We start from the raw sequence: 20,053 nt of genomic DNA, 5'->3' as shown, positions 1-20,053 counted from the left end.
CCGGGCGCCGGAACCGACTGCGCCATGCATCCTGACAGAAACGAACAGGGGCCGTACATCCTGTTCCCGCGAAGCGGGAGAGGGCCGGGAAGGCTGCGGTGAATCTGGCAAGGCATGCGGATGGCCGCATAGTCTGCGCGGATTCTAGCATTGGATGGGGAAATGGTGTAAGGCGAAGGAAAAACGGGGAAAACGGAGGGAGGGGGTGAAGCTACTGGGGGAGCCGAAGCTCCCCCCCAAGTAGGTGCGTGCTTTGTTTTTATTATGATTTCGGGCTTGTTGTTTTTGTTTGTCGACCCGTCCCTTGAGCCAGTCGCTTCAGGGATATCTCCCAGGCTGGGAGTTCAATAGCAAACGGATTGCTTTGGTCGCTGATGCTGCCATGATCGTCGAGCGATCCAACCAGTCTGTGCGCTGCCTCAAGGCAGTTTTATTCTTCTTCCGACTGGCTGCGGGACGGGTCCCGACAGCAACTCCTCTCCAAAAGAATCAGTTAGCTGCGCCTCCGCGATTTTGTTTTTGTTGTGCTGGAGTCGTTACGTGTTGTTTTTATTGTCTTCGTCGTTGCTTGTTATTGTTGTTGTGCCAATACATAAGCAGATGCCGTGCCAGTTTTTCGAAACCCAGTAAAATCAAGGGGTTGAGGTTTTCGGTGGGTCGGCGGAGGGCACAAAAAAACCGGGTTCCCGTTACCGATGAACCCGGTTTCTGTTACGCGGTACGTCCGCGGTAACAGGTTGCAGGGTGTTACGAGTCGGCCGAGGCCCCTGATTTACGCCGCGGAATGCCCAGGCGCTGGCGGCGTTCCCACAGGCATTTGCGGCTGATGCCCAGCTTGCGGGCCAGCTCGGTCTCGGTCATGTGGTCCTGGTGCTCGAGGACGAAGTGCTGGAAGTAGTCTTCCAGCGAAAGGTCCTCGGTGGGCTCGTGGTTGCTGGCCGCGGCGCCCGCCGGGCCGAGGCCGAGGTCGGCGGCGAAGTCGTCCTCGAGGTCGTCCAGCTCGATGTCGATACCCAGCAGGTCGGCGTGGATTTCCTGGCTCTCGCTGAGGATCACCGCCCGCTCGATGGCGTTTTCCAGTTCGCGCACGTTGCCCGGCCATGGGTAATGGCGGATCGCCTGTTCGGCGTCGTGGGCGAAGCTGAGCGGCGCGCGCCCCATCCGGGTGCACTGGCGAGCCAGAAAGGCGCGGGCGATCTCCATCACGTCGTTGCCACGCTCGCGCAGGGCGGGCAGCTTCAGCGAGATCACATGCAGGCGGTAATAGAGGTCTTCGCGGAATTGCCCGGTCTTGGCCAGGGTTTTCAGGTCGCGGTGGGTGGCAGCGATCAGGCGCACGTCGACCTTCTGCGATTGCACCGAGCCGACCCGGCGGATCTCGCCTTCCTGCAATACGCGCAGCAGGCGGGCCTGGGCCTCCAGCGGCAGTTCGCCGATCTCGTCGAGGAACAGGGGGCCGCCGTCGGCCGCTTCGACCAGCCCGGCGCGCCCGGCGCTGGCACCGGTGAAGGCGCCTTTTTCATGGCCGAACAGCTCGGATTCGATCAGGGTTTCCGGAATCGCCGCACAGTTCACCGAGATCAGCGGCGCCTTGGCGCGCTTCGACAGGTTGTGCAGGGCGCGGGCGACCAGTTCCTTGCCGGTGCCGGACTCGCCCTGGATCAGTACCGTGGAGTCGGTCGGCGCGACCTTGCGAATCTTGCTGTACAGCTCTTGCATCGGCGCACAGGAGCCGATGATGCCTATCTCGCCGTCGGCTGCCGCCGGGCTGGCGCCGCGCTCGCCGCCGGCCTTGCCGCCGTTGGCGGAGACCGGGGCCGCGCTGCGGTTCTCCTGGCGGTCCTTGAGGATGCGCGCCACGGCCTGGAGCATTTCGTCGTGGTCGAAAGGCTTGGCGATGTAGTCCACCGCGCCCATCTTCATCGAATCCACCGCCGAACGCAGGCTGGCGTAGCTGGTCATGATCAGCACCGGAATGCCTTCGGCGAGCTTGATCAGTTCGGTGCCGGGGGCGCCCGGCAGGCGCAGGTCGCTGACCACCATGTCGAAGGAGGGGATGGTGTAGCGCTCCTGGGCTTCCTGCACCGAGCCGGCTTCGCTGACCTGGTACTGGTTGCGCTCCAGCAGGCGTCGCAATGCAGATCGGATAATGGTTTCGTCTTCGACGATCAGAATATGTGCCATGTATTCAGCTCTCTCGACGTGCTCGTCTACAGCTCGGCCGTCGGGCCAGGGTGCCGCGGCAGGGTCACGCGGAAGCGGGTGCCGCCTTCTCGCTGGTGATCCGTCGGGCTCTCGATGGTTATCTGTCCATAATGCTCTTCCACGATCGAATAGACCAGTGCGAGGCCGAGCCCGGTCCCCTTGCCGGGGTCCTTGGTGGTGAAGAACGGTTCGAACAACTGGTCCATGATCGCCTTCGGAATGCCGCTGCCCTCGTCCTCGACGACCAGGTCCACGGTATGTTCCGAGGCTTCGCTGCGGACCCGGATCGCGCCGCCCGGCGGGCTGGCGTCGCGAGCATTGGAGAGCAGGTTGATCAGCACCTGGGCCAGGCGCTGCGAGTCTCCCTCGACCCAGTGCGCCGGATCGCAGAGGTTGAAGAACTCTACTTCGACGCTACGCCGGTTCAGCGACAGCAGTCCGATGGCCTCCTGGGCGACTTCGCTCAGGCACACCGGTTCCAGGGCCTGCAGGTGGCTGCCGGAGTGGGCGAAGCTCATCAACGACTGGACGATGCGCGATACGCGCTTGGTCTGGTCGAGGATCTGCTCGCTGATTTCGGTCAGCTCGCCGTCGCCTTCGCGTTCCTCGCGCAGGTTCTGCGCCAGGCAGGCGATGCCGGTGATCGGATTGCCGATCTCGTGGGCCACCCCGGCGGCAAGGCGGCCGATGGAAGCCAGGCGCTCGGAGTGGACCAGCTTGTCTTCCAACAGTTGGGTTTCGGTGAGGTCTTCCACCAGTAGCACCAGGCCGCTGTTGCCCGGCGCCAGGGGTTCCTCGATGGCCGCCTTGTGCAGGTTCAGCCAGCGGGTGTGGCCGTCGTAGACCAGGCGCTGCTTGTGCAGGTGCTCGTCGGGGGCGTCGATGAAACGTTCCAGCAGGCCCTTCCAGGGTTCGGGCAAGGCCGACAGGCGCGAACCGACGACCTTCTGCGCGCCGACCCCGGTGAGTTCCTCGATGGCGCGGTTCCACATCAGCACTTCCTGGTCCTTGGCCAGGGAGCAGACGCCCATCGGCAGGTCTTGCAGGGTCTGCCGGTGGTAGCGGCGCAGGGTGTCGAGTTCGGCAGCCAGGCCGGTCAGCCGGGAGTGATAGTCCTCCAGGCGGCTCTCGATGAAGTGGATGTCCTCGGTGACATAGCTTTCTTCGCTGGTCTTGTAGGGAAGGAAGGTCTCTACGATGTCCTGGGCGACACTGGGTCCCATCAGCCCGGAAAGGTTCGCCTCGATGCGGTCGCGCAAGCGACGCAGGGCATAGGGGCGACGTTCGTCGAAGGGCAGGTGGAGATCGCGCAGGGCCTGCTCGACCTCCTTCTGCGCGGTCTTGGCGCCCAGCGGCTTGGCCAACTGGCTGGCGAACTCCTGCGGCGAACCGGCGAACAGTTCGCGGCGTTGCGGACGGCGTACGTTGTCCACCGCGCAGGCCTCGGCGGCGCCTTTTTCCTCGTCGCTGGCCTCGGTGAACAGCGACACCAGGGTGAATACCAGCACGTTGGCCGCCAGCGAGGACAGCGCCGCCAGGTGCCAGTTCGAATCGTCCAGCACGTAGATCACGTCGAACAGCGGCAGGTACAGGCCCTGTACGTTCCCCATCAGGGGCAGCAGCATGGTGATCGCCCAGACCAGCATGCCGGCGATCAGCCCGGAGATGAAGCCACGGCGGTTGGCGGTCGGCCAGTACAGCACCGAGAGGGCGCCGGGAAGGAATTGCAGGGTGGCGACGAAGGACACTATGCCCAGGTTGGAGAGGTCCTGTTCGGCGCCCAGCAGCAGGTAGAAGGCGTAGCTGGCCATGATGATGGCGACGATCAGCAGGCGCCGGGTCCATTTCAGCCAGCGGTAGATGTTGCCCTGCGCCGGCGGCTGGTAGAGCGGCAGCACCAGGTGGTTGAGGACCATTCCCGAGAGCGCCAGGGTCATCACGATAGTCAGCCCGCTGGCGGCGGAGATGCCGCCGATGAAGGCGGCCAGGGCCAGGGCCGGGCTGTCCACCGCCAGGCCGAGGCCGATGGTGTAGTACTCCGGTGTGGTCGAGGCGCCGAGGCGCAGCCCGGCCCAGAGGATCGGCGGTACCGCAAGGCTCATCAGCAGCAGGAACAGCGGCAGGCCCCAACTGGCGGAAATCAGCGCGCGCGGGTTGAGGTTCTCGGTGAAGATCATGTGGAACATGTGCGGCATCACGATGGCCGCGGCGAAGAACACCAGCAGCAGCGTTCGCCATGGACCCTCGGCCAGCGGCGTGTGCAGGGTGGTCAGCGCGGTCTGGTTCTGCAGCAGCCAGACTTCCAGGCCTTCCGGCCCGCCGAAGACGCCGTACAGGGCGTAGAGGCCGATACTGCCGAGCATCACCAGCTTGACCAGCGACTCGAAGGCGATGGCGAACACCAGTCCCTCGTGGCGTTCGCGGGTGGCGATGTGGCGAGCGCCGAAGAGGATCGCGAACAGGGTGATCAGGGTGCAGAAGACGAACGCGACCCGCTCCTGGGCCGGGTCGCGGGTGAGAATGCTGATCGAATCGGTGACCGCCTGGATCTGCAGGGCCAGCATCGGCAGCACGCCGATCAGCATGAACAGCGTGGTCAGGGCGCCGGCCCAGGTACTGCGGAAACGGAAGGCGAAGAGGTCGGCCAGCGAGGACAGCTGGTAGGCGCGTGTCACCCTGAGGATCGGATAGAGCAGCACTGGGGCGAGCAGGAAGGCCCCGGAAATCCCCAGGTAGATGGCGAGGAACCCGTAGCCGTACTGGTAGGCCAGGCCTACCGTGCCGTAGAACGCCCAGGCACTGGCGTAGACGCCCAGCGACAGGGTGTAGACCAGCGGGTGGCGTACCAGCCGGCGCGGCACGTAGCCGCGCTCGGTGATCCAGGCGATGCCGAAGAGGGTGGAGAGGTAGGCGACGCTGATCAGGATCAGCTGGGTCAGGCTAAAGCTCGTCAGCATCGCGCTGGCTCTGCAGGATGAAAGTGACCACGATGAGGATCAGCCACAGCAGGTACGGGCGGTACCAGGCGCCGTTGGGGTCGATCCACCAGTCCATGATGGCGGGGGAAAAGAGATAGATGCCCACGACCAGGAGCAGGACCAGTCGGTAGATGTACATGCCGCTTCCCTCATGCTTGGGCCGGCAGGCTACAGGCTGCGGGTGGGTGCCGGCAAGCCGCCGGGCGGGCTACAGGCGTTCCTCGGGAAGGGTAGCGCAGCGCGGGATGCGCGTGGCGTCCCAGTGCGCGACGCCCCAGGCCAGCGCCTCGCTGGCGCTGGCCTGGGCCAGTTCGGCCGGCGGCCGCTGGCCGAGCGCGCGCAGGGCGCGGGTCAGCGGCGCGGCGGCCTGCTCGGCGGGCAGTGGCGGGGAGCGGTAGGACTTGCCGAGCTTGTGCCCGTCCGGCTGGACGATCAGCGGCACGTGCAGGTAGCGCGGCTGGCTCAACCCCAGCAATTCCTGGAGGTAAAGCTGGCGCGGGGTCGAGTCGAGCAGGTCGGCGCCGCGGACGATGTCGGTGATGCCCTGCCAGGCGTCGTCCAGCACCACCGCCAGTTGGTAGGCGTAGAAGCCATCGCGGCGCTGGATGACGAAATCGCCGACCTCGCGGCCGAGATGCTGGCGGACTTCGCCCTGCACGCGGTCGACGAAGCGATATTCCAGCTCCGGCACGCGCAGGCGGATCGCCGCATCCTCGCGGGCGTGCCCGGCGTCGCGGCAGAAGCCCGGGTAGATCCCGGCGAATCCCTCAAGCTGCTTGCGCGAGCAAGTGCAGGCGTAGGCCAGGCCGCTGCGCAGCAGTTGCTCGACCACTGCGGCGTAGGCCGGGAAGCGTTCGCTCTGCCGCTCCACCGCGCCGTCCCATTCGAAGCCGTAGCGCTCCAGGGTTTCCAGGATCGCCTGCTGGGCGCCCGGGACTTCGCGGGGCGGGTCGAGGTCCTCCATGCGCACCAGCCAGCGGCCGCCGACGGCACGCGCGTCCAGGTAGGAGGCGACGGCCGCCACCAGGGAACCGAAGTGCAGGTAGCCGCTGGGCGTCGGGGCGAAGCGGCCTACATAGGAAGAGGTCATGGCGCGGGCGGTGCGGCGGGGAACGGCGGAAACGAAACGGGGCGCCTTGGCGCCCCGTCGGTCCGGCTCAGGAGCCGAGTTGCTTCTCGCGGATTTCCGCGAGGGTCTTGCAGTCGATGCAGAGGGTCGCGGTGGGGCGTGCCTCCAGGCGACGGATGCCAATCTCGACGCCGCAGGAGTCGCACCAGCCGTACTCTTCGTCTTCGATCAGTTGCAGGGTCTCGTCGATCTTCTTGATCAGCTTGCGCTCGCGGTCGCGGGCGCGCAGTTCCAGGCTGAATTCTTCTTCCTGGCTGGCGCGGTCGGCCGGATCGGGGAAGTTGGCCGCTTCGTCCTGCATGTGATGCACGGTACGGTCGACCTCTTCCATCAGCTCCTGTTTCCATTTGTTCAGGATCGCGGTGAAGTGCGCGCGCATGCGCTCGCTCATGTACTCCTCGCCCTTGGTTTCCTGATAGGGTTCGAAGCCGCGGGTCATCTGCTGGCTGCTCTGTTGTTTTGCTTTGGTGGACATGAATGGCCGCCTCTCACTTTCGCTAATCCTGTCCGCGGCAGGGTTCCCTCGCCGGCTCTCCGGCCCCGCGGTCGCAAGCGGGCGAACTTACCAGAACGATAACCTTGGCGCTACTCCCGGTTGTCGAGGCTGGTGTCGCCCGCGTAATGGCTTGGTTAGAATCGGTTTTTCCTCGCAAAGTTCGGAATATCCATGGCTACCTCCTATAGCGCGCGCAGTCGGGCCATCGAGCCTTTCCATGTTATGGCCCTGCTGGCGCGGGCCAACGAGTTGCAGGCCGCCGGCCACGATGTGATCCACCTGGAGATCGGCGAGCCGGACTTCACCACGGCCGAGCCGATCGTCGAGGCCGGGCGCGCCGCCCTGGCCGCCGGGCATACCCGCTACACCGCCGCCCGCGGCCTGCCGGCGCTGCGCGAGGCGATCGCGAAATTCTACGGCGAACGCTACGGGGTCGACCTCGACCCGCAGCGCGTGCTGGTCACTCCGGGCGGCTCCGGCGCCCTGCTGCTGGCCAGCAGCTTGCTGGTCGACCCCGGCCGCCACTGGTTGCTCGCCGACCCGGGCTACCCGTGCAACAGGCATTTCCTGCGCCTGGTGGAAGGCGCCGCGCAACTGGTGCCGGTGGGGCCGGACAGCCGTTACCAACTGACGCCGGATCTCATCGAGCGGCACTGGGATTCAGACAGTGTAGGCGCTCTGGTGGCGACGCCGGCGAATCCGACCGGGACCCTGCTCGATCGCGACGAACTGGCCGGCCTGTCGGGCGCCTTGAAGGCCCGCGGCGGGCACCTGGTGGTGGACGAGATCTATCACGGCCTGACCTATGGCGTGGACGCCGCCTCGGTGCTGGAAGTCGACGACGACGCTTTCGTCCTGAATAGTTTTTCCAAGTATTTCGGCATGACCGGGTGGCGCCTGGGCTGGCTGGTGGCGCCGACAGCGGCGGTGCCTGAACTGGAGAAGCTGGCGCAGAACCTCTACATCAGCGCGCCGAGCATGGCCCAGCAGGCCGCGCTGGCCTGTTTCGAGCCGACCACCATCGCCATTCTCGAAGAGCGTCGCGAAGAGTTCGCCCGCCGTCGCGACTTCCTCCTGCCGGCCCTGCGCGAGCTGGGTTTCGGAATCGCCGTGGAGCCGGAAGGCGCCTTCTATCTCTACGCCGATATCAGCGCGTTCGGCGGTGATGCCTACGCCTTCTGCAAGCACTTCATCGAGACCGAGCACGTGGCCTTCACTCCGGGGCTGGATTTCGGCCGCCACCAGGCCGGCCACCACGTGCGTTTCGCCTATACCCAGAACCTGCCGCGCCTGCAGGAAGCGGTGGAGCGGATCGCCCGCGGCCTGAAGAACTGGCGGCCCTGATGCGTTTCGAGCAGCCACTGGAAGAAGGCCGCCTGCTGCGTCGCTACAAGCGTTTCCTCGCCGATATCGAGAGCGCCGGTGGCGAGCGCCTGACTATCCACTGTCCGAATACCGGTTCGATGCTCAATTGCATGAGCGAAGGTTGCCGGGTCTGGTTCAGCCGCTCCAACGACCCCAAGCGCAAGCTGCCGGGGACCTGGGAGCTGAGCGAGACTCCGCAGGGCCGCCTGGCCTGCGTCAACACGGCGCGGGCCAACCGCCTGGTAGAGGAGGCGCTGCTGGCTGGGATCATCGCGGAGCTTGCCGGTTTCACCGCTCTGCGCCGGGAAGTGGCCTACGGCGTGGAGAACAGTCGCGCCGACTTTCGCCTGGAATACCCCACGGGCGCACTGTTCATCGAGGTGAAGAGCGTCACCCTGGGCTTCGACGAAACCGCCGTGGCGGCCTTTCCCGACGCGGTGACGCTGCGCGGCGCCAAGCACCTGCGCGAACTGGCGGCGCTGGCGCGGAAGGGGATCCGCGCGGTGCAGCTGTACTGCGTGAACCTTTCCGGGGTCGAGGCGGTGCGCCCCGCCGACGAGATCGATCCAGCCTATGGCAAGGCGTTGCGCGAGGCGGCGCAAGCGGGCGTCGAGGTGCTGGCCTATGGCGCCGAGGTGACGACGGAAGGATTGCACCTGGCGCGGCGCCTCCCGGTGCGACTCTGAGGCACAGCCGCGCCGTGGGGCGCGGCCACTCTCAGCGGCGTTCGAGCAGGACGCCGGTTTCCATGTGGTGGGTGTAGGGGAACTGGTCGAACAGCGCGCAGCGGCTGATCCGGTGCGTGTCGTGCAGTTGAGCGATGTTCTGCGCCAGGGTTTCCGGGTTGCACGAAATGTACAGGATGCGCTCGAAGCGCCGGGTCAGCTCGCAGGTGTCCGGATCCATGCCGGCTCGTGGCGGATCGACGAAGACATTGCCGAAGGCGTAGCTCTTCAGATCGATGTCGGCCAGGCGGCGGAACGGGCGAACCTCGTTCAGCGCCTGGGTCAGCTCTTCGGCCGACAGGCGCACCAGGCTGACGTTGTCCACCGCGTTGTCGGCCAGGTTGGCCAGCGCCGCATTGACCGAGGACTTGCTGATCTCGGTGGCCAGCACCTTGCGTACCCGGGTGGCCAGGGGCAGGGTGAAGTTGCCGTTGCCGCAGTACAGTTCGAGCAGGTCGTCGTCGCGCTGGCCGAGCGCCTCGTAGGCCCAGCCGAGCATCTTCTGGTTGACCTCGCCGTTGGGCTGGGTGAAAGCCCCCTCGGGCTGGCGGTAGCGGAAGCGCCGGCCGGCGACCGACAGTTCCTCCTCCACATAGTCGCGTCCGACGACGATACGCTTGCCGCGCGAACGCCCGACCAGGTTCACGCCCAGTTCCGCCGCGAGCTTTTCCGCTGCCTGTCGCCAGGCGTCGTCGATCGGCCGGTGGTAGCAGAGGGTGATCAGCGCGTCGCCGGCCAGGGTGGTGAGAAACTCCACCTGGAACAGCTTGAAGCCCAGCGCCGGGTCGGCCCAGGCCGCCTTCAGGCGCGGCATCAGTTCGTTGATGCGGCGGCTGGCGATGGGGAAATCCTCGATCAGGATCGGCGTGTGCTTGTCGCCCTGCTCGAACATCGCGTAGTGACGCTTCTCGTTGCCGGTTTCCCGCCACAGGCGGAATTCGGCGCGCAGCCGGTAATGCTCTCGCGGCGACTCGAAGACCTCCGGCGCGGGTGCCGCGAACGGGGCCAGCAATCCGGCGAGGCGGGACTTCTTGTCTTCCAGTTGCGCGGCGTAGGCGCTGGGGTCGAACTGTGGACGGCTCATGCGTTGAAGAAGCCCAGCTTGATCACGAACAGGACGGAGAGGATCACCAGCGCCGGGTTCAGTTCGCGCCAGCGCCCGGACAGCACCTTGATCGCGGTCCAGGATATGAAGCCGAAGGCGATGCCGGTGGCGATCGAGTAGGTGAACGGCATGGCCAGCGCGGTGACGACCACCGGCGCGGCGACGGTGATGTCTTCCCAGTCGATCTCTGCCAGGCCCGAGGCCATCAGCACGGCGACGAAGAGCAGCGCCGGGGCGGTGGCGAAGGCCGGTACGCTGCCGGCCAGTGGGGCGAAGAACAGCGCGAGGAGGAACAGGATGGCGACGACGATGGCGGTCAGGCCGGTGCGGCCGCCGGCGCTGACGCCCGCGGCGGACTCGATGTAGCTGGTGGTGGTCGAGGTGCCCAGCAGCGAGCCGCCCATGGCGGCGGTACTGTCGGCGATCAGCGCGCGGCCCATCTTCGGCATGTGGCCGTCCTTGCCCATCAGTCCGGCGCGCTTGGCGACGCCGATCAGGGTGCCGGAGTTGTCGAACAGGTCGACGAAGAGGAAGGCGAAGATCACGCTGACCAGACCGATGTCCAGCGCGCCCTTGATGTCCAGTTGGAGGAAGGTCGGCGCCAGCGACGGCGGCATCGAGACCACGCCGCCGAACTGGGTCACGCCGAGCAGGATGGCGATGGCGGTGACCACCAGGATACCGATCAGCACCGCGCCGGTGACGCTACGCGCCTCCAGGGCGACGATCAGGATGAAGCCGAGGGTGGCGAGGATCGGTGCCGGCTTGGTCAGGTCGCCCATGCCGATCAGGGTTGCCGGGTTGTCCACCACGATGCCCGCGTTCTGCAGGGCAATCAGTGCGAGGAACAGGCCGATGCCGGCGGCGATCGCCGAGCGCAGCGGCAGGGGGATGCTGTTGATGATCCATTCGCGGATGCGAAAGATCGACAGCAGGAAGAACATGGTGGCGGAAATGAACACTGCGCCCAGCGCGACCTGCCAGCTGTGGCCCATGTGCAGCACCACGGTGTAGGTGAAGAAGGCGTTGAGGCCCATGCCGGGGGCCAGGGCGATCGGGTAGTTGGCGATCAGGCCCATGATGGTCGAGCCGATGGCCGCTGCCAGGCAGGTGGCGACGAACACCGCGCCCTTGTCCATGCCGGTCTCGCCGAGGATGCTCGGGTTGACGAAGAGGATGTAGGCCATGGTCAGGAAGGTGGTGATCCCCGCCAGGATCTCGGTGCGCACCGTGGTGTTGTGCGCCTTTAGTTGAAACAGCTTTTCCAGCATGTTGGATTCCCCTGAATGTGCTCTGCAACGATCCCCATGGCGCCAGCAGAAGTGGCCGGCCGTGGAGCCGGCCGCCGACCAGGGAAAACCGAATTTCCGCGTGGCGGGCGTTGCATCGCTGTCTCGTCGGCGCGGTATCGCGAACGATCCCGGCAGACGGCTGAGTCCCGAAAATGCGCGAGCCGCATGAAACGACCCACGCACGCCAGGGGCCTCGCGGCGGCCTGCGTGGGGTTCATACGGCTCGAAAAGGCGCGCATCATACCAGTTCGCGGGAGAGGGGTGAATTTCCGCCAGTCTAGTCGATCGTCGCCTCGCGGAAGGGCCTGCTCGCCCGCCCGGCGCGGTCGGCGTTAACATAGGCGTTGGCGTCCGGACGGACGCTCCGCCTAGGTTTTCTGCAGTACCTCATCATGAAACGCTCGAAACTCGCACTCCTTCCGCTGGGCCTGGCGCTGCTGCTGGCCGCCTGCGCCAGCGATCCGCTGCCGATCCCGCAGCACAGCTTCGGGGTCTATGCCACCGCCAGCTCGCCTTCCGCGGCGTTCCGCACCCTGGCCGACCCGCAGGGCAAGGCCATGCTGGTGGCGCTGAAGCCCAGCCTGACCCAGGCTGACGTACTCCGCGCCGAGGTCCTGTACGACCAGAACGGTCGACCCGGCGTCGAAGTCACCTTCACCGAACCGGCCGCCCGCCGCCTGGCCGCGCTGACCGGCGAGGCCCGGGGGCGCACTCTCGCGGTACTGGTGGACGGGCGCCTGCGCCTGGCGCCGCGGGTGCGCGAGCCGATCCGCAACGGCAAGGTCTATCTCGACGGGTTGGCTTCGGTCTACGAGGCCAGGGAACTGGCCGATCAGTTGAATGCGCTGGGAAGCCAGCCGGGGCGCTAAGCGCCCGGCTGGCGGCGAGGCTCAGAGCGTCTGGGCCTTGAAGGTATCGCAACTGGCCGGCGAGCCGCTCTCGAAGCCGGTCTTGAACCAGCGCATGCGTTGCGCCGAGGAGCCATGGGTGAAGGAATCCGGCACCACCATGCCGCGGCCCTGGCGTTGCAGGCGATCGTCGCCGATGGCGTTGGCGGCGTTCAGGGCTTCCTCGATGTCGCCCGGCTCCAGCCAGTTCAGCCGCTGCTGTGCACGGTTGGCCCAGACCCCGGCGAAGCAGTCCGCCTGCAGTTCCTGGCGTACCGACAGGCCGTTGGCGCCCTCCATGCGCGCGCCGCGCTGGCGGGCTGCGTTGATCTTGGCCGAGATGCCCATCAGGTTCTGCACGTGGTGGCCGACCTCGTGGGCGATCACATAGGCCTGGGCGAAGTCGCCGGCGGCGGAGAAGCGCTGTTCCATCTCGCGGAAGAACTCCAGGTCGAGGTAGACCCGGCGGTCGGCCGGACAGTAGAACGGCCCGGTGGCCGACGAGGCGAAGCCGCAGGCGGAATTCACCCCATTGCTGAACAGCACCAGCTTGGGCTGTTGGTATTGTGCCTGGCCGCTGGCGAAGATCTGTTCCCAGGTGTCCTCGGTGTCGCCGAGGATCGAGCGGACGAACTCGCTCTGCTCGTCGTTGGCCGCCGGGGCCCGACCGCCGGCCTGCTGCTGGGTGGCCGGCGCCGGGCTGTCCATCTGGCCGAGCAGCGACCCGAGAATCTGCATCGGGTCCTGGCCCATCAGCAGGCCGACCACCACCACGATGGCCACCCCACCCAGGCTGAGGCCCTTGCCGCCGATGCGCATGCCGCCACCGCCGCCACCTGCGCCTCCTTCGCCCCGGGCATCAATCACGTTGTCACTGCGTCGTCCTTTGCGCCAGAGCATGGCGGTTCTCCTGTACGTTTCGCTTCTTCAGTGTTGTCGTCGTCCGCCGCCAGCGCCACCCCGACCGTCAGGCCGAGGTCAGCAGCTCGGCGCGGGCGAGCAGTTGGACGTGGCCGCCGACCCTTACGCTACCGTCTGTCGCGACCTGGACGTCGAGCCGGCTCGGCCGCTCGAGGAAGCGTCCCTGGTGCAGGACGAAGGGTTCGCCGCGCGCGGCAAGCCCGTATTCCACCAGGTAGGCGGCGACCGGACCGGCAGCGCTGCCGGTAGCCACGTCTTCCACCAGCCCCAGGTTGTCCCAGGTCCGGCCCTCGCGCCCGTCGACGTCGAGCAGATAGACAAACGCCGCGCCGAGTTTATCCAGGGCTTCTTGCAAATCGTTGACCTGACGGGCTCGACCCAGCGCCTCGGCGGTCACCGGCAGGAGCAGGTAGGGCAGGCCGGTGCTCACCACCCGCGGCGGATGCCCGGACAGGTCGTTGGCCGATAGCGAGAAGGCTTCGGCGAACCAGCGGCAGGTCCCGGCGTCCGGGGTGGCGCCGAATTCGGCGTGGCCCTGGTCCATCTCGGCGTAGAAACCTCTGCCCGCCCGCACGCTGCGCAGGGCCACCGACTTGCTGGCCAGGTGCAGCGTCCAGTGCTGTTCGTTGTCGCCGCCGCGCAGGTGATGGAGCAGGGCGGCGGCGCCGAGCAGCGGGTGGCCGGCGAACGGCAGTTCTTCCTCCAGGGTGAAGATGCGTGCGCGGAAGGCCCGTGGGTCGTCGCCCGGCAGCAGGAAGATCGACTCGAACTGGCGCAGTTCGCGGGTCCAGGCCTGCATGGCGGCGTCATCGAGGGCGCTGGCGTCGTCGAACACGGCCAGGCCGTTGCCGGTGAGCGGACGCTCGGCGAACACATCGAGTTGCCAGTAGCGTCGGGACATGGGCCTTTTCCTGTGAAATGGAATGAAAAACGCGAGGGGGGACTCGACAAGCAGCCTATCGGCCTTTATGTTCGCCGACAAGAAAGCGCCTGGCTGGCGCTTTCCAGGCCGCCGCAGCGGCCGGCGTCGCTCGGACGGTTCCGGGCGCTTACGTTACTCCGAGGACAGCATGGCTGAATCACGCCCTGCGCGCCGTTTCGCGCGCATCGACCGCCTTCCCCCCTACGTTTTCAATATCACCGCCGAACTGAAGATGGCCGCTCGTCGCCGTGGCGAGGACATCATCGACCTGAGCATGGGCAATCCCGACGGGCCGACCCCGCCGCATATCGTCGAGAAGCTCTGCACCGTCGCCCAGCGCGAAGACACCCATGGCTACTCCACCTCGCGCGGCATCCCGCGCCTGCGCCGGGCCATCTCGCACTGGTACCGCGACCGCTACGACGTGCAGATCGACCCGGAAAGCGAAGCCATAGTCACCATCGGCTCCAAGGAAGGCCTCGCGCACCTGATGCTGGCGACCCTCGACCATGGCGACACCATCCTCGTGCCCAACCCGAGCTATCCGATCCACATCTACGGTGCGGTGATCGCCGGCGCCCAGGTGCGCTCGGTGCCGCTGGTGCCGGGCATCGATTTCTTCAACGAGCTGGAACGGGCGATCCGCGAATCGATTCCCAAGCCGCGCATGATGATTCTCGGTTTCCCCTCCAACCCTACCGCGCAGTGCGTCGAGCTGGACTTCTTCGAGCGCGTGGTGGCGCTGGCCAAGCAGTACGACGTGATGGTCGTGCACGACCTGGCCTATGCAGACATCGTCTACGACGGCTGGAAAGCGCCGTCGATCATGCAGGTACCGGGTGCCAAGGATATCGCCGTGGAGTTCTTCACCCTGTCGAAGAGCTACAACATGGCCGGCTGGCGGATCGGCTTCATGGTCGGCAATCCCGAGCTGGTCTCGGCCCTGGCGCGGATCAAGAGCTACCACGACTACGGTACCTTCACGCCCCTGCAGGTGGCGGCCATCGCCGCTCTGGAAGGCGACCAGCAGTGCGTCCGCGATATCGCCCGGCAGTACCAGCAGCGCCGCGACGTCCTGGTGAAGGGGCTGCGCGAGGCCGGCTGGATGGTGGAGAACCCGAAGGCCTCGATGTACGTCTGGGCGAAGATCCCCGAGCCCTACGCGCATCTGGGCTCGCTGGAGTTCGCCAAGAAGCTGTTGCAGGACGCCAAGGTCTCGGTGTCGCCGGGGATCGGCTTCGGCGACTACGGCGACGATCATGTGCGTTTCGCCCTGATCGAGAACCGCGACCGCCTGCGCCAGGCGGTGCGCGGGATCAAGTCGATGTTCCGCGCCGACGGGCTGCTGTCGCCGCAGAGGAAGGTCGATAGCCTGGCGGAGTGATCCTCACGCCCTGCTACAAGGAAAAACGCCGTTTCCCCTGGGGGAAACGGCGTTTTCGTTAGCGTCCCGGGTACTCCGCCAGGACCGAGGCCTGGCCGCTCCTGGTCAGGCCGACGACCTGGTAGGCGTCCTGGCGGTCGCCCATTTCCATGCCCGGCGAGCCGACCGGCATGCCCGGTACGGCGGCGCCGACCAGGTCGGCGCGTTCGCGCAGCTTGAGGATGTCGGCTGCCGGCACGTGGCCTTCGACGAACTTGCCGTCGATCACTCCGGTATGACAGGAGCCCATGCTGTAGGGCACGCCGAGGCGGCTCTTGACTGCGCTCATGTCTGCTTCCACATGGTCGGTGACCTTGAAACCGTTGGCTTCGAGGTGCTTGATCCAGTCCTTGCAGCAGCCGCAGTTGGCGTCGCGGTGGACGTCGATGGCCAGCGGTTCGGCGGCCTGGACCAGGGAACCGTGGAGCAGGGTGGCGGCCAGGACGGCCAGGGGAGCGAAGCGGCGCATGGGATTCTCCTTGCTGCGAGCGAATGCCGGGAGCATACCGCTGGCACCCGCCGCCACCCAGCCGGTGAGCTGTATCCACTTGTGACGAAGCGATGCGCTGCCCGCCGCGCCGGGGTGCCGTTGGGCAGGGACGGATTGTCGCAGCGAACTCGTCGGCGCGGTTTGGGTCTGCTGTCCTTAGGGTTGCCGGGGCGTTCGCCGCCGGTGTCGAACTGACCGCTGGGGCAACAGGCCCGAGGAGAAAGGGGATGCTCTTCGCCCGTTTGGTTTTGCTGGTTCAGGCGCTGGTATGGGGCGCGCTGGGAGTGCTGTACTGGGTGCGTCCCTACGAGATGGCCAATCTCAGTGGCATGCTGCTGATGGAGCCTTCGGCGGTCAGCGATGCGCGGGTGTTCTATGGCGGCCATCAGTTCGCCCTGGCGTTGTTCCTGCTGTTCGCCCTGCGCCGGGCTTCGCTGGTGCAGCCGGCATTGATCCTGGTAGTGCTGCTGCAATCGATCCTGACCCTGTCGCGGCTATTGATTGCCTGGATCGAGGGCGGGATGGAGGCCGACGGCAACCTGTTCGGCTTGCTGTTCCGTGGCGCAATGGCTGCCCTGGGGATCGCCGCCCTGTGGTGGCTGCAACGGCGGCCGCCCCGGCTGTCGGCACCCGGCGAGAGCGCCGAGCGTCGCGAGGACGACTTCGACGGCCTGTGACATTCAAGGTTGACTGCGACTCGGGAAGTCCTTCAGCAACTGCGCGACGCCGCGGTCGAACGCTTCCTGGGTCAGCGCCGGATCGTGCAGTTGGCGGCTCAGCACGCTTTCCAGAAGGACCCTGCCGTTGCTTTCATCAAGGATGCGCAGCGCCAGCCTGGCCTCGGTGTCTTCGGTCAGTTGGGTCTGGGTGAAGACGCCATCCTGGGTGATCACCGGGCGCATTTCCAGGCCCGGCTGGCGTTGCAGGCCGAGGGCGTAGATCACCCGCAGGTCGCCGTGTTCCGCCTGGTAGCGATAGCCCTTGGCCTCCAGGGCGCGGCGCACGGCCGTATCGAAACGCTCCTCGAAGTCGATGCGGTGCCCCTCGGCGCGTACCGCCTGGATGAAGAAAGTCCGGTAATCCGCCGCTGTTACGCCAGGGGCGAGCCGTACGGGGCCCGGTTCATTGCGGCAGGCATAGAGCAGCAGGCCGAACAGGAGCAGCAGGACGAAGCGCAGGCTGAATCGGCGCATGGCGCGTTCCTTCCTCTTTTTTATCTTTGTGCCGCAAGCCTAGCCGTTGCCTCGCGGCTTGCCGCCCATCCCCCGTTGGGTCAGTCGTCCAGCTCCACCCAGAGGCCTTCGGCGTCTTCCCGGCAGGGCAGGGCGCGCAAGCGCTCGCCAGCGCAGGGGCCGGCGATGCACTCGCCGGACTCGATGAGGAACAGCGCGCCGTGGCTGGCGCAACGGATCAGGCTGGCGCTGTCGTCGAGGAAGGCATCGGGCTGCCACTCCAACGGGATGCCGCGATGCGGGCAGCGGTTCAGGTAGATGTAGGCGCGGCCGTCGCGACGCACCGCGAACAGCCGCCGCTCATCGACGAGGAAGCCGCGGCTGTTGCCTTCGGCGAGATGGGAAGAGGGACACAGGTGGATCATGGGCGCTCCGTTTGCCGGGATCATTATCCCTGATCCGGAGGACGGCTTTCACCTGTGGCATGGAAAGCGCCCGGCATGGCCAGGCGCTGGGTATGGGGGCACTTCCGTGTGCGAAGGGGTAACGGGTCAGATGTCCCAGACCAGGTTGACCGCGAAATTACGGCCTGGCTGGGACAGCCGGTCGATGTTGGCCGGGGCCAGCGCCGAAGCCTCGCCGACGCTGTCGTAGCCGCGCACGTCATCCCACAGCCAGTATTTCTTGTCGGTCAGATTGTAGAGACCGGCGTTGAGGGTCAGGTCCTTGCTCAGCCTGTAGTAGGCGCTGAGGTCGAGGACGCCGAAGCCCGGGGTCTTGAACTGGCTGGCGGTGCCATCCGGGGTGTGGAAGGTGCTGTCGTCGACGCGATCCTTGCGTTTGACCAGGGTCCAGCTGAGCAGCCCGCCGTAGTTGCCGTCTGCTTCGTCGTAGCCCAGGCCGAACACTCCGGTGAGTGGGTTGACGCTGTTGATCGGCTCGCCGTTGTCCTTGTTGCGACCGTAGGCGTAGGCCACGCTGCCCTGGGTGTAGAGTCCCTGCGGCGCGCCGAAGGCGCCCAGCTCCAGGCGGCCCTTGAGCTCGACGCCCTTGATCACCGCCCGCTCGATGTTGTTGGACTGGAAGGTCTGGCCGTTGCCGCCGGTGCTATCGGTATTCAGGGCGTCTTCGTCGATGAAGTCGCGATATTTGTTGTAGAACACCGCTACGCCGAAGCTGCCTTCGTCGAACTTGCCGCGCAACCCGGTCTCGAAGCTCTGGCTCTTTTCCGGCTTGAGGTTGGGGTTAGGCTCGATGTGGTAGCCCGCCTGCAGGTTCTCGAATCGACCGTACAGCGCCTTGGCGGTGGGCGTGCGGAAGCCCTGGGCGTATTGGCCGTACCAGGTGTAGTGCTGGGCGAAGTCGTAGGTCACGCCGAACTTGGGCGAAACCCGGTGCCATTTCTTGTCCGACTCGTCGACCGCGGTGTTCTGGCTCTGCTTCATGGTGCGCAGGAACTCGTCGGTGATGTGCGGCTCCATGCGCGTGTAGTCGTAACGCAGGCCGGGAGTGAAGGTCCAGTCGTTCCAGCTGATGCTGTCCTGGGCGAACAGGGCGTAGGTCTTCACCGTCGGATCGGGAAAGTCGCTGCTGCGTTCCAGGGCATCGCGCGGGCTGTCCGCGCCGGTGTCCAGGTTGGTGCCGGTGCCGCTGCGCATGCCGGTGACCTTCTGGTGCTTGAGATTGATCCCGTAGCTCAGCAGGTGCTCGGTCTCGCCGATGGCGAAGCTCTTGTCCAACTGGCTGTCGAAGACCCACAGGCGTTCCTTGTAGGTAGTGTCGCGGGTACGCAGGACCTTGCGGGTGATCGGGTAGTAGAACTCGCGGGTCGCCTGGTCGGTCTTCGCCAACTGGTAGTTCAGGCTCCATTGGATGCGATCGGCGACCGGGCTGTCGAGCAGGAAATGGTGCTCCAGGCCGTAGCGCTCGCGAGTCAGGGTGTCGTTGCCCTTGCGCCACTGGTACATGCCGCCCGGCAGCATGCTCGGCGGGATGGCCGGCTTGCCCTTGTCGTACGGGCCGCCATAGGCGCTCTTCTGGTCGGTATCGACGTCGCTCTTGTACTTCTCGAAGACCAGCCCGAAGCGGCTGCCCTCGGCGTAGTTCCAGCCCAGCTTGCCGAGCAGGCTGTAGCTGTCGGCGTCTTCCGGGTTGGCTTCGCTGCGCGAGAGCCCGGTGCCGCCGTGGCCGCCGTTGGATTCGGTCTCGTGGCCCTGGCGGTAGCCATAATGCAGCAGGCCGTCGAAGTCGTCGGCGCGGCCGGCGACGGTGGCCGAGGTCAACCAGGAGTGGCTGGCCGACTCGTAGCCGGCCTTCAGCCGGGCGCCGACGTCCTTGCCGTCCTTGATGATGTCCGACGGGTCGAGGGTGAAGTAGCTCACCGCGCCGCCGATGGCGTTGCTGCCGTACAGCGCCGAGGCCGGGCCGCGAAGGATTTCCACGCGCTTTACGATGTCCGGATCGACGTAGTTGCGGTGGGTCTGCGCGTAGGGGCCGCTGAAGAAGTCGTTGGGCAGTTCGACCCCGTCGATCTGCGTAAGGATGCGGTTCCCGTCGATGCCGCGGATGTTGTAGCCGGTGATCCCGGCACGCTGGCCGGCGCCGCCGACCGAGACTCCCGGTTCGTAGCGCACCAGTTCCTTGATGTTGTTGACGTTCTGCCGGTCCAGTTGTTCGCGGGTCTGCACGCTGACGGTGCTTGGCACCGAATCCACTGCCTGCTCGGTACGGGTGGCGGTGATGGTGGTCGGGGTCAGCGGGACGGCGTTCCCCGCCAGGGCCAGGGAAGGGCTGAGCAACAGCAGGGCCAGGCAGGGGCGCAGGGCGAAGGGCGGGGAGAGCGGCATGTGGGACTCCTTGGGTCGGGCCGGTGGCGAATAGTCAGGGGGACGTCGGGCGCACAAGGTACTGCCAGAAAAACGCTAATGCAAATAATTATCAAAT

Annotated in this window: 18 protein-coding genes; 5 read left to right on the top strand and 13 right to left on the bottom strand. The window is 66.2% G+C overall.

Features of this window, described 5'->3' with window-relative positions; translation table 11 throughout:
* Positions 1-747 precede the first annotated feature (747 nt).
* From cbrB to dksA, 5 genes are all read right to left on the bottom strand, one after another.
* On the bottom strand, positions 748-2,184 hold the full coding sequence (gene cbrB, locus HMPREF2716_RS06450) for a two-component system response regulator CbrB (protein ID WP_070611156.1): 1,437 nt from the start codon (positions 2,182-2,184) through the stop codon (positions 748-750).
* 26 nt (positions 2,185-2,210) lie between these two features.
* A complete protein-coding gene (cbrA, locus tag HMPREF2716_RS06445) occupies positions 2,211-5,162 on the bottom strand; it encodes a two-component system sensor histidine kinase CbrA (RefSeq protein ID WP_003095132.1) in 2,952 nt (983 codons plus the stop codon).
* Positions 5,146-5,322: a hypothetical protein gene (locus tag HMPREF2716_RS06440; protein WP_003095129.1), complete on the bottom strand. Its 177-nt coding sequence runs from the start codon at positions 5,320-5,322 to the stop codon at positions 5,146-5,148. The genes cbrA and HMPREF2716_RS06440 overlap by 17 nt, the downstream gene beginning before the upstream one ends.
* A 69-nt stretch (positions 5,323-5,391) precedes the next feature.
* Complete coding sequence (gene gluQRS, locus HMPREF2716_RS06435; RefSeq protein ID WP_003146131.1) at positions 5,392-6,273, bottom strand: tRNA glutamyl-Q(34) synthetase GluQRS; 882 nt, start codon at positions 6,271-6,273, stop codon at positions 5,392-5,394.
* Between the two features lie 67 nt (positions 6,274-6,340).
* On the bottom strand, positions 6,341-6,787 hold the full coding sequence (gene dksA, locus HMPREF2716_RS06430; protein ID WP_003095122.1) for an RNA polymerase-binding protein DksA: 447 nt from the start codon (positions 6,785-6,787) through the stop codon (positions 6,341-6,343).
* 192 nt (positions 6,788-6,979) lie between these two features.
* On the opposite strand from dksA, the gene HMPREF2716_RS06425 reads away from it, so the two are divergent.
* Entirely contained in the window at positions 6,980-8,152 is a 1,173-nt protein-coding gene (locus HMPREF2716_RS06425; RefSeq protein ID WP_003113459.1) for a pyridoxal phosphate-dependent aminotransferase, read from the top strand.
* Positions 8,152-8,859, top strand: coding sequence for a DNA/RNA nuclease SfsA (gene sfsA, locus HMPREF2716_RS06420; RefSeq protein WP_003123499.1), 708 nt, complete (start codon positions 8,152-8,154; stop codon positions 8,857-8,859). The genes HMPREF2716_RS06425 and sfsA overlap by 1 nt, the downstream gene beginning before the upstream one ends.
* Before the next feature lie 31 nt (positions 8,860-8,890).
* Here the strand turns inward: sfsA and trmA are convergent, their stop codons facing one another.
* Together trmA and HMPREF2716_RS06410 are read right to left on the bottom strand one after the other, a co-directional pair.
* Positions 8,891-9,982 carry a tRNA (uridine(54)-C5)-methyltransferase TrmA gene (gene trmA, locus HMPREF2716_RS06415; protein WP_023518119.1) on the bottom strand — a complete coding sequence of 364 codons (1,092 nt, stop codon included), beginning with the start codon at positions 9,980-9,982 and terminating at the stop codon, positions 8,891-8,893.
* Positions 9,979-11,274, bottom strand: a complete 1,296-nt coding sequence (locus HMPREF2716_RS06410) for an NCS2 family permease (RefSeq protein ID WP_003095114.1) — start codon at positions 11,272-11,274, stop codon at positions 9,979-9,981. Before HMPREF2716_RS06410 ends, trmA begins: the two co-directional genes overlap by 4 nt.
* A 413-nt stretch (positions 11,275-11,687) precedes the next feature.
* Between HMPREF2716_RS06410 and HMPREF2716_RS06405 the strand changes: the two genes are divergently transcribed.
* Positions 11,688-12,164, top strand: a complete 477-nt coding sequence (locus HMPREF2716_RS06405; protein WP_023518118.1) for a SecDF P1 head subdomain-containing protein — start codon at positions 11,688-11,690, stop codon at positions 12,162-12,164.
* A gap of 21 nt (positions 12,165-12,185) precedes the next feature.
* Here HMPREF2716_RS06405 and HMPREF2716_RS06400 read toward each other — a convergent pair whose 3' ends face one another.
* Positions 12,186-13,082 carry a KPN_02809 family neutral zinc metallopeptidase gene (locus HMPREF2716_RS06400; RefSeq protein WP_023518117.1) on the bottom strand — a complete coding sequence of 299 codons (897 nt, stop codon included), beginning with the start codon at positions 13,080-13,082 and terminating at the stop codon, positions 12,186-12,188.
* A gap of 67 nt (positions 13,083-13,149) precedes the next feature.
* Complete coding sequence (locus HMPREF2716_RS06395) at positions 13,150-14,004, bottom strand: PhzF family phenazine biosynthesis protein (protein WP_023518116.1); 855 nt, start codon at positions 14,002-14,004, stop codon at positions 13,150-13,152.
* A gap of 169 nt (positions 14,005-14,173) precedes the next feature.
* On the opposite strand from HMPREF2716_RS06395, the gene alaC reads away from it, so the two are divergent.
* Entirely contained in the window at positions 14,174-15,409 is a 1,236-nt protein-coding gene (gene alaC, locus HMPREF2716_RS06390) for an alanine transaminase (protein WP_004365361.1), read from the top strand.
* Between the two features lie 58 nt (positions 15,410-15,467).
* Here alaC and HMPREF2716_RS06385 read toward each other — a convergent pair whose 3' ends face one another.
* Entirely contained in the window at positions 15,468-15,917 is a 450-nt protein-coding gene (locus tag HMPREF2716_RS06385) for a DUF411 domain-containing protein (protein WP_003095106.1), read from the bottom strand.
* Between the two features lie 248 nt (positions 15,918-16,165).
* Here HMPREF2716_RS06385 and HMPREF2716_RS06380 point away from each other — a divergent pair, with 248 nt between their 5' ends.
* A complete protein-coding gene (locus tag HMPREF2716_RS06380; protein ID WP_003095105.1) occupies positions 16,166-16,615 on the top strand; it encodes a DUF4345 family protein in 450 nt (149 codons plus the stop codon).
* Positions 16,616-16,618: 3 nt separating this feature from the next.
* Here the strand turns inward: HMPREF2716_RS06380 and HMPREF2716_RS06375 are convergent, their stop codons facing one another.
* The 3 genes from HMPREF2716_RS06375 to phuR all read right to left on the bottom strand — a co-directional run bounded on the left by HMPREF2716_RS06375 (position 16,619) and on the right by phuR (position 19,956).
* Complete coding sequence (locus HMPREF2716_RS06375) at positions 16,619-17,131, bottom strand: DUF4136 domain-containing protein (protein ID WP_003095104.1); 513 nt, start codon at positions 17,129-17,131, stop codon at positions 16,619-16,621.
* A gap of 80 nt (positions 17,132-17,211) precedes the next feature.
* On the bottom strand, positions 17,212-17,559 hold the full coding sequence (locus HMPREF2716_RS06370; RefSeq protein ID WP_073650764.1) for a Rieske (2Fe-2S) protein: 348 nt from the start codon (positions 17,557-17,559) through the stop codon (positions 17,212-17,214).
* 102 nt (positions 17,560-17,661) lie between these two features.
* Positions 17,662-19,956, bottom strand: a complete 2,295-nt coding sequence (phuR, locus tag HMPREF2716_RS06365; RefSeq protein WP_003095102.1) for a heme/hemoglobin uptake receptor PhuR — start codon at positions 19,954-19,956, stop codon at positions 17,662-17,664.
* Between the last annotated feature and the right edge of the window lie 97 nt (positions 19,957-20,053).

The organism is Pseudomonas sp. HMSC076A11, from assembly GCF_001810205.1.
GTDB classification, from domain to species: domain Bacteria; phylum Pseudomonadota; class Gammaproteobacteria; order Pseudomonadales; family Pseudomonadaceae; genus Pseudomonas; species Pseudomonas aeruginosa.
This window is presented reverse-complemented; position numbering and strand designations above follow the sequence as displayed.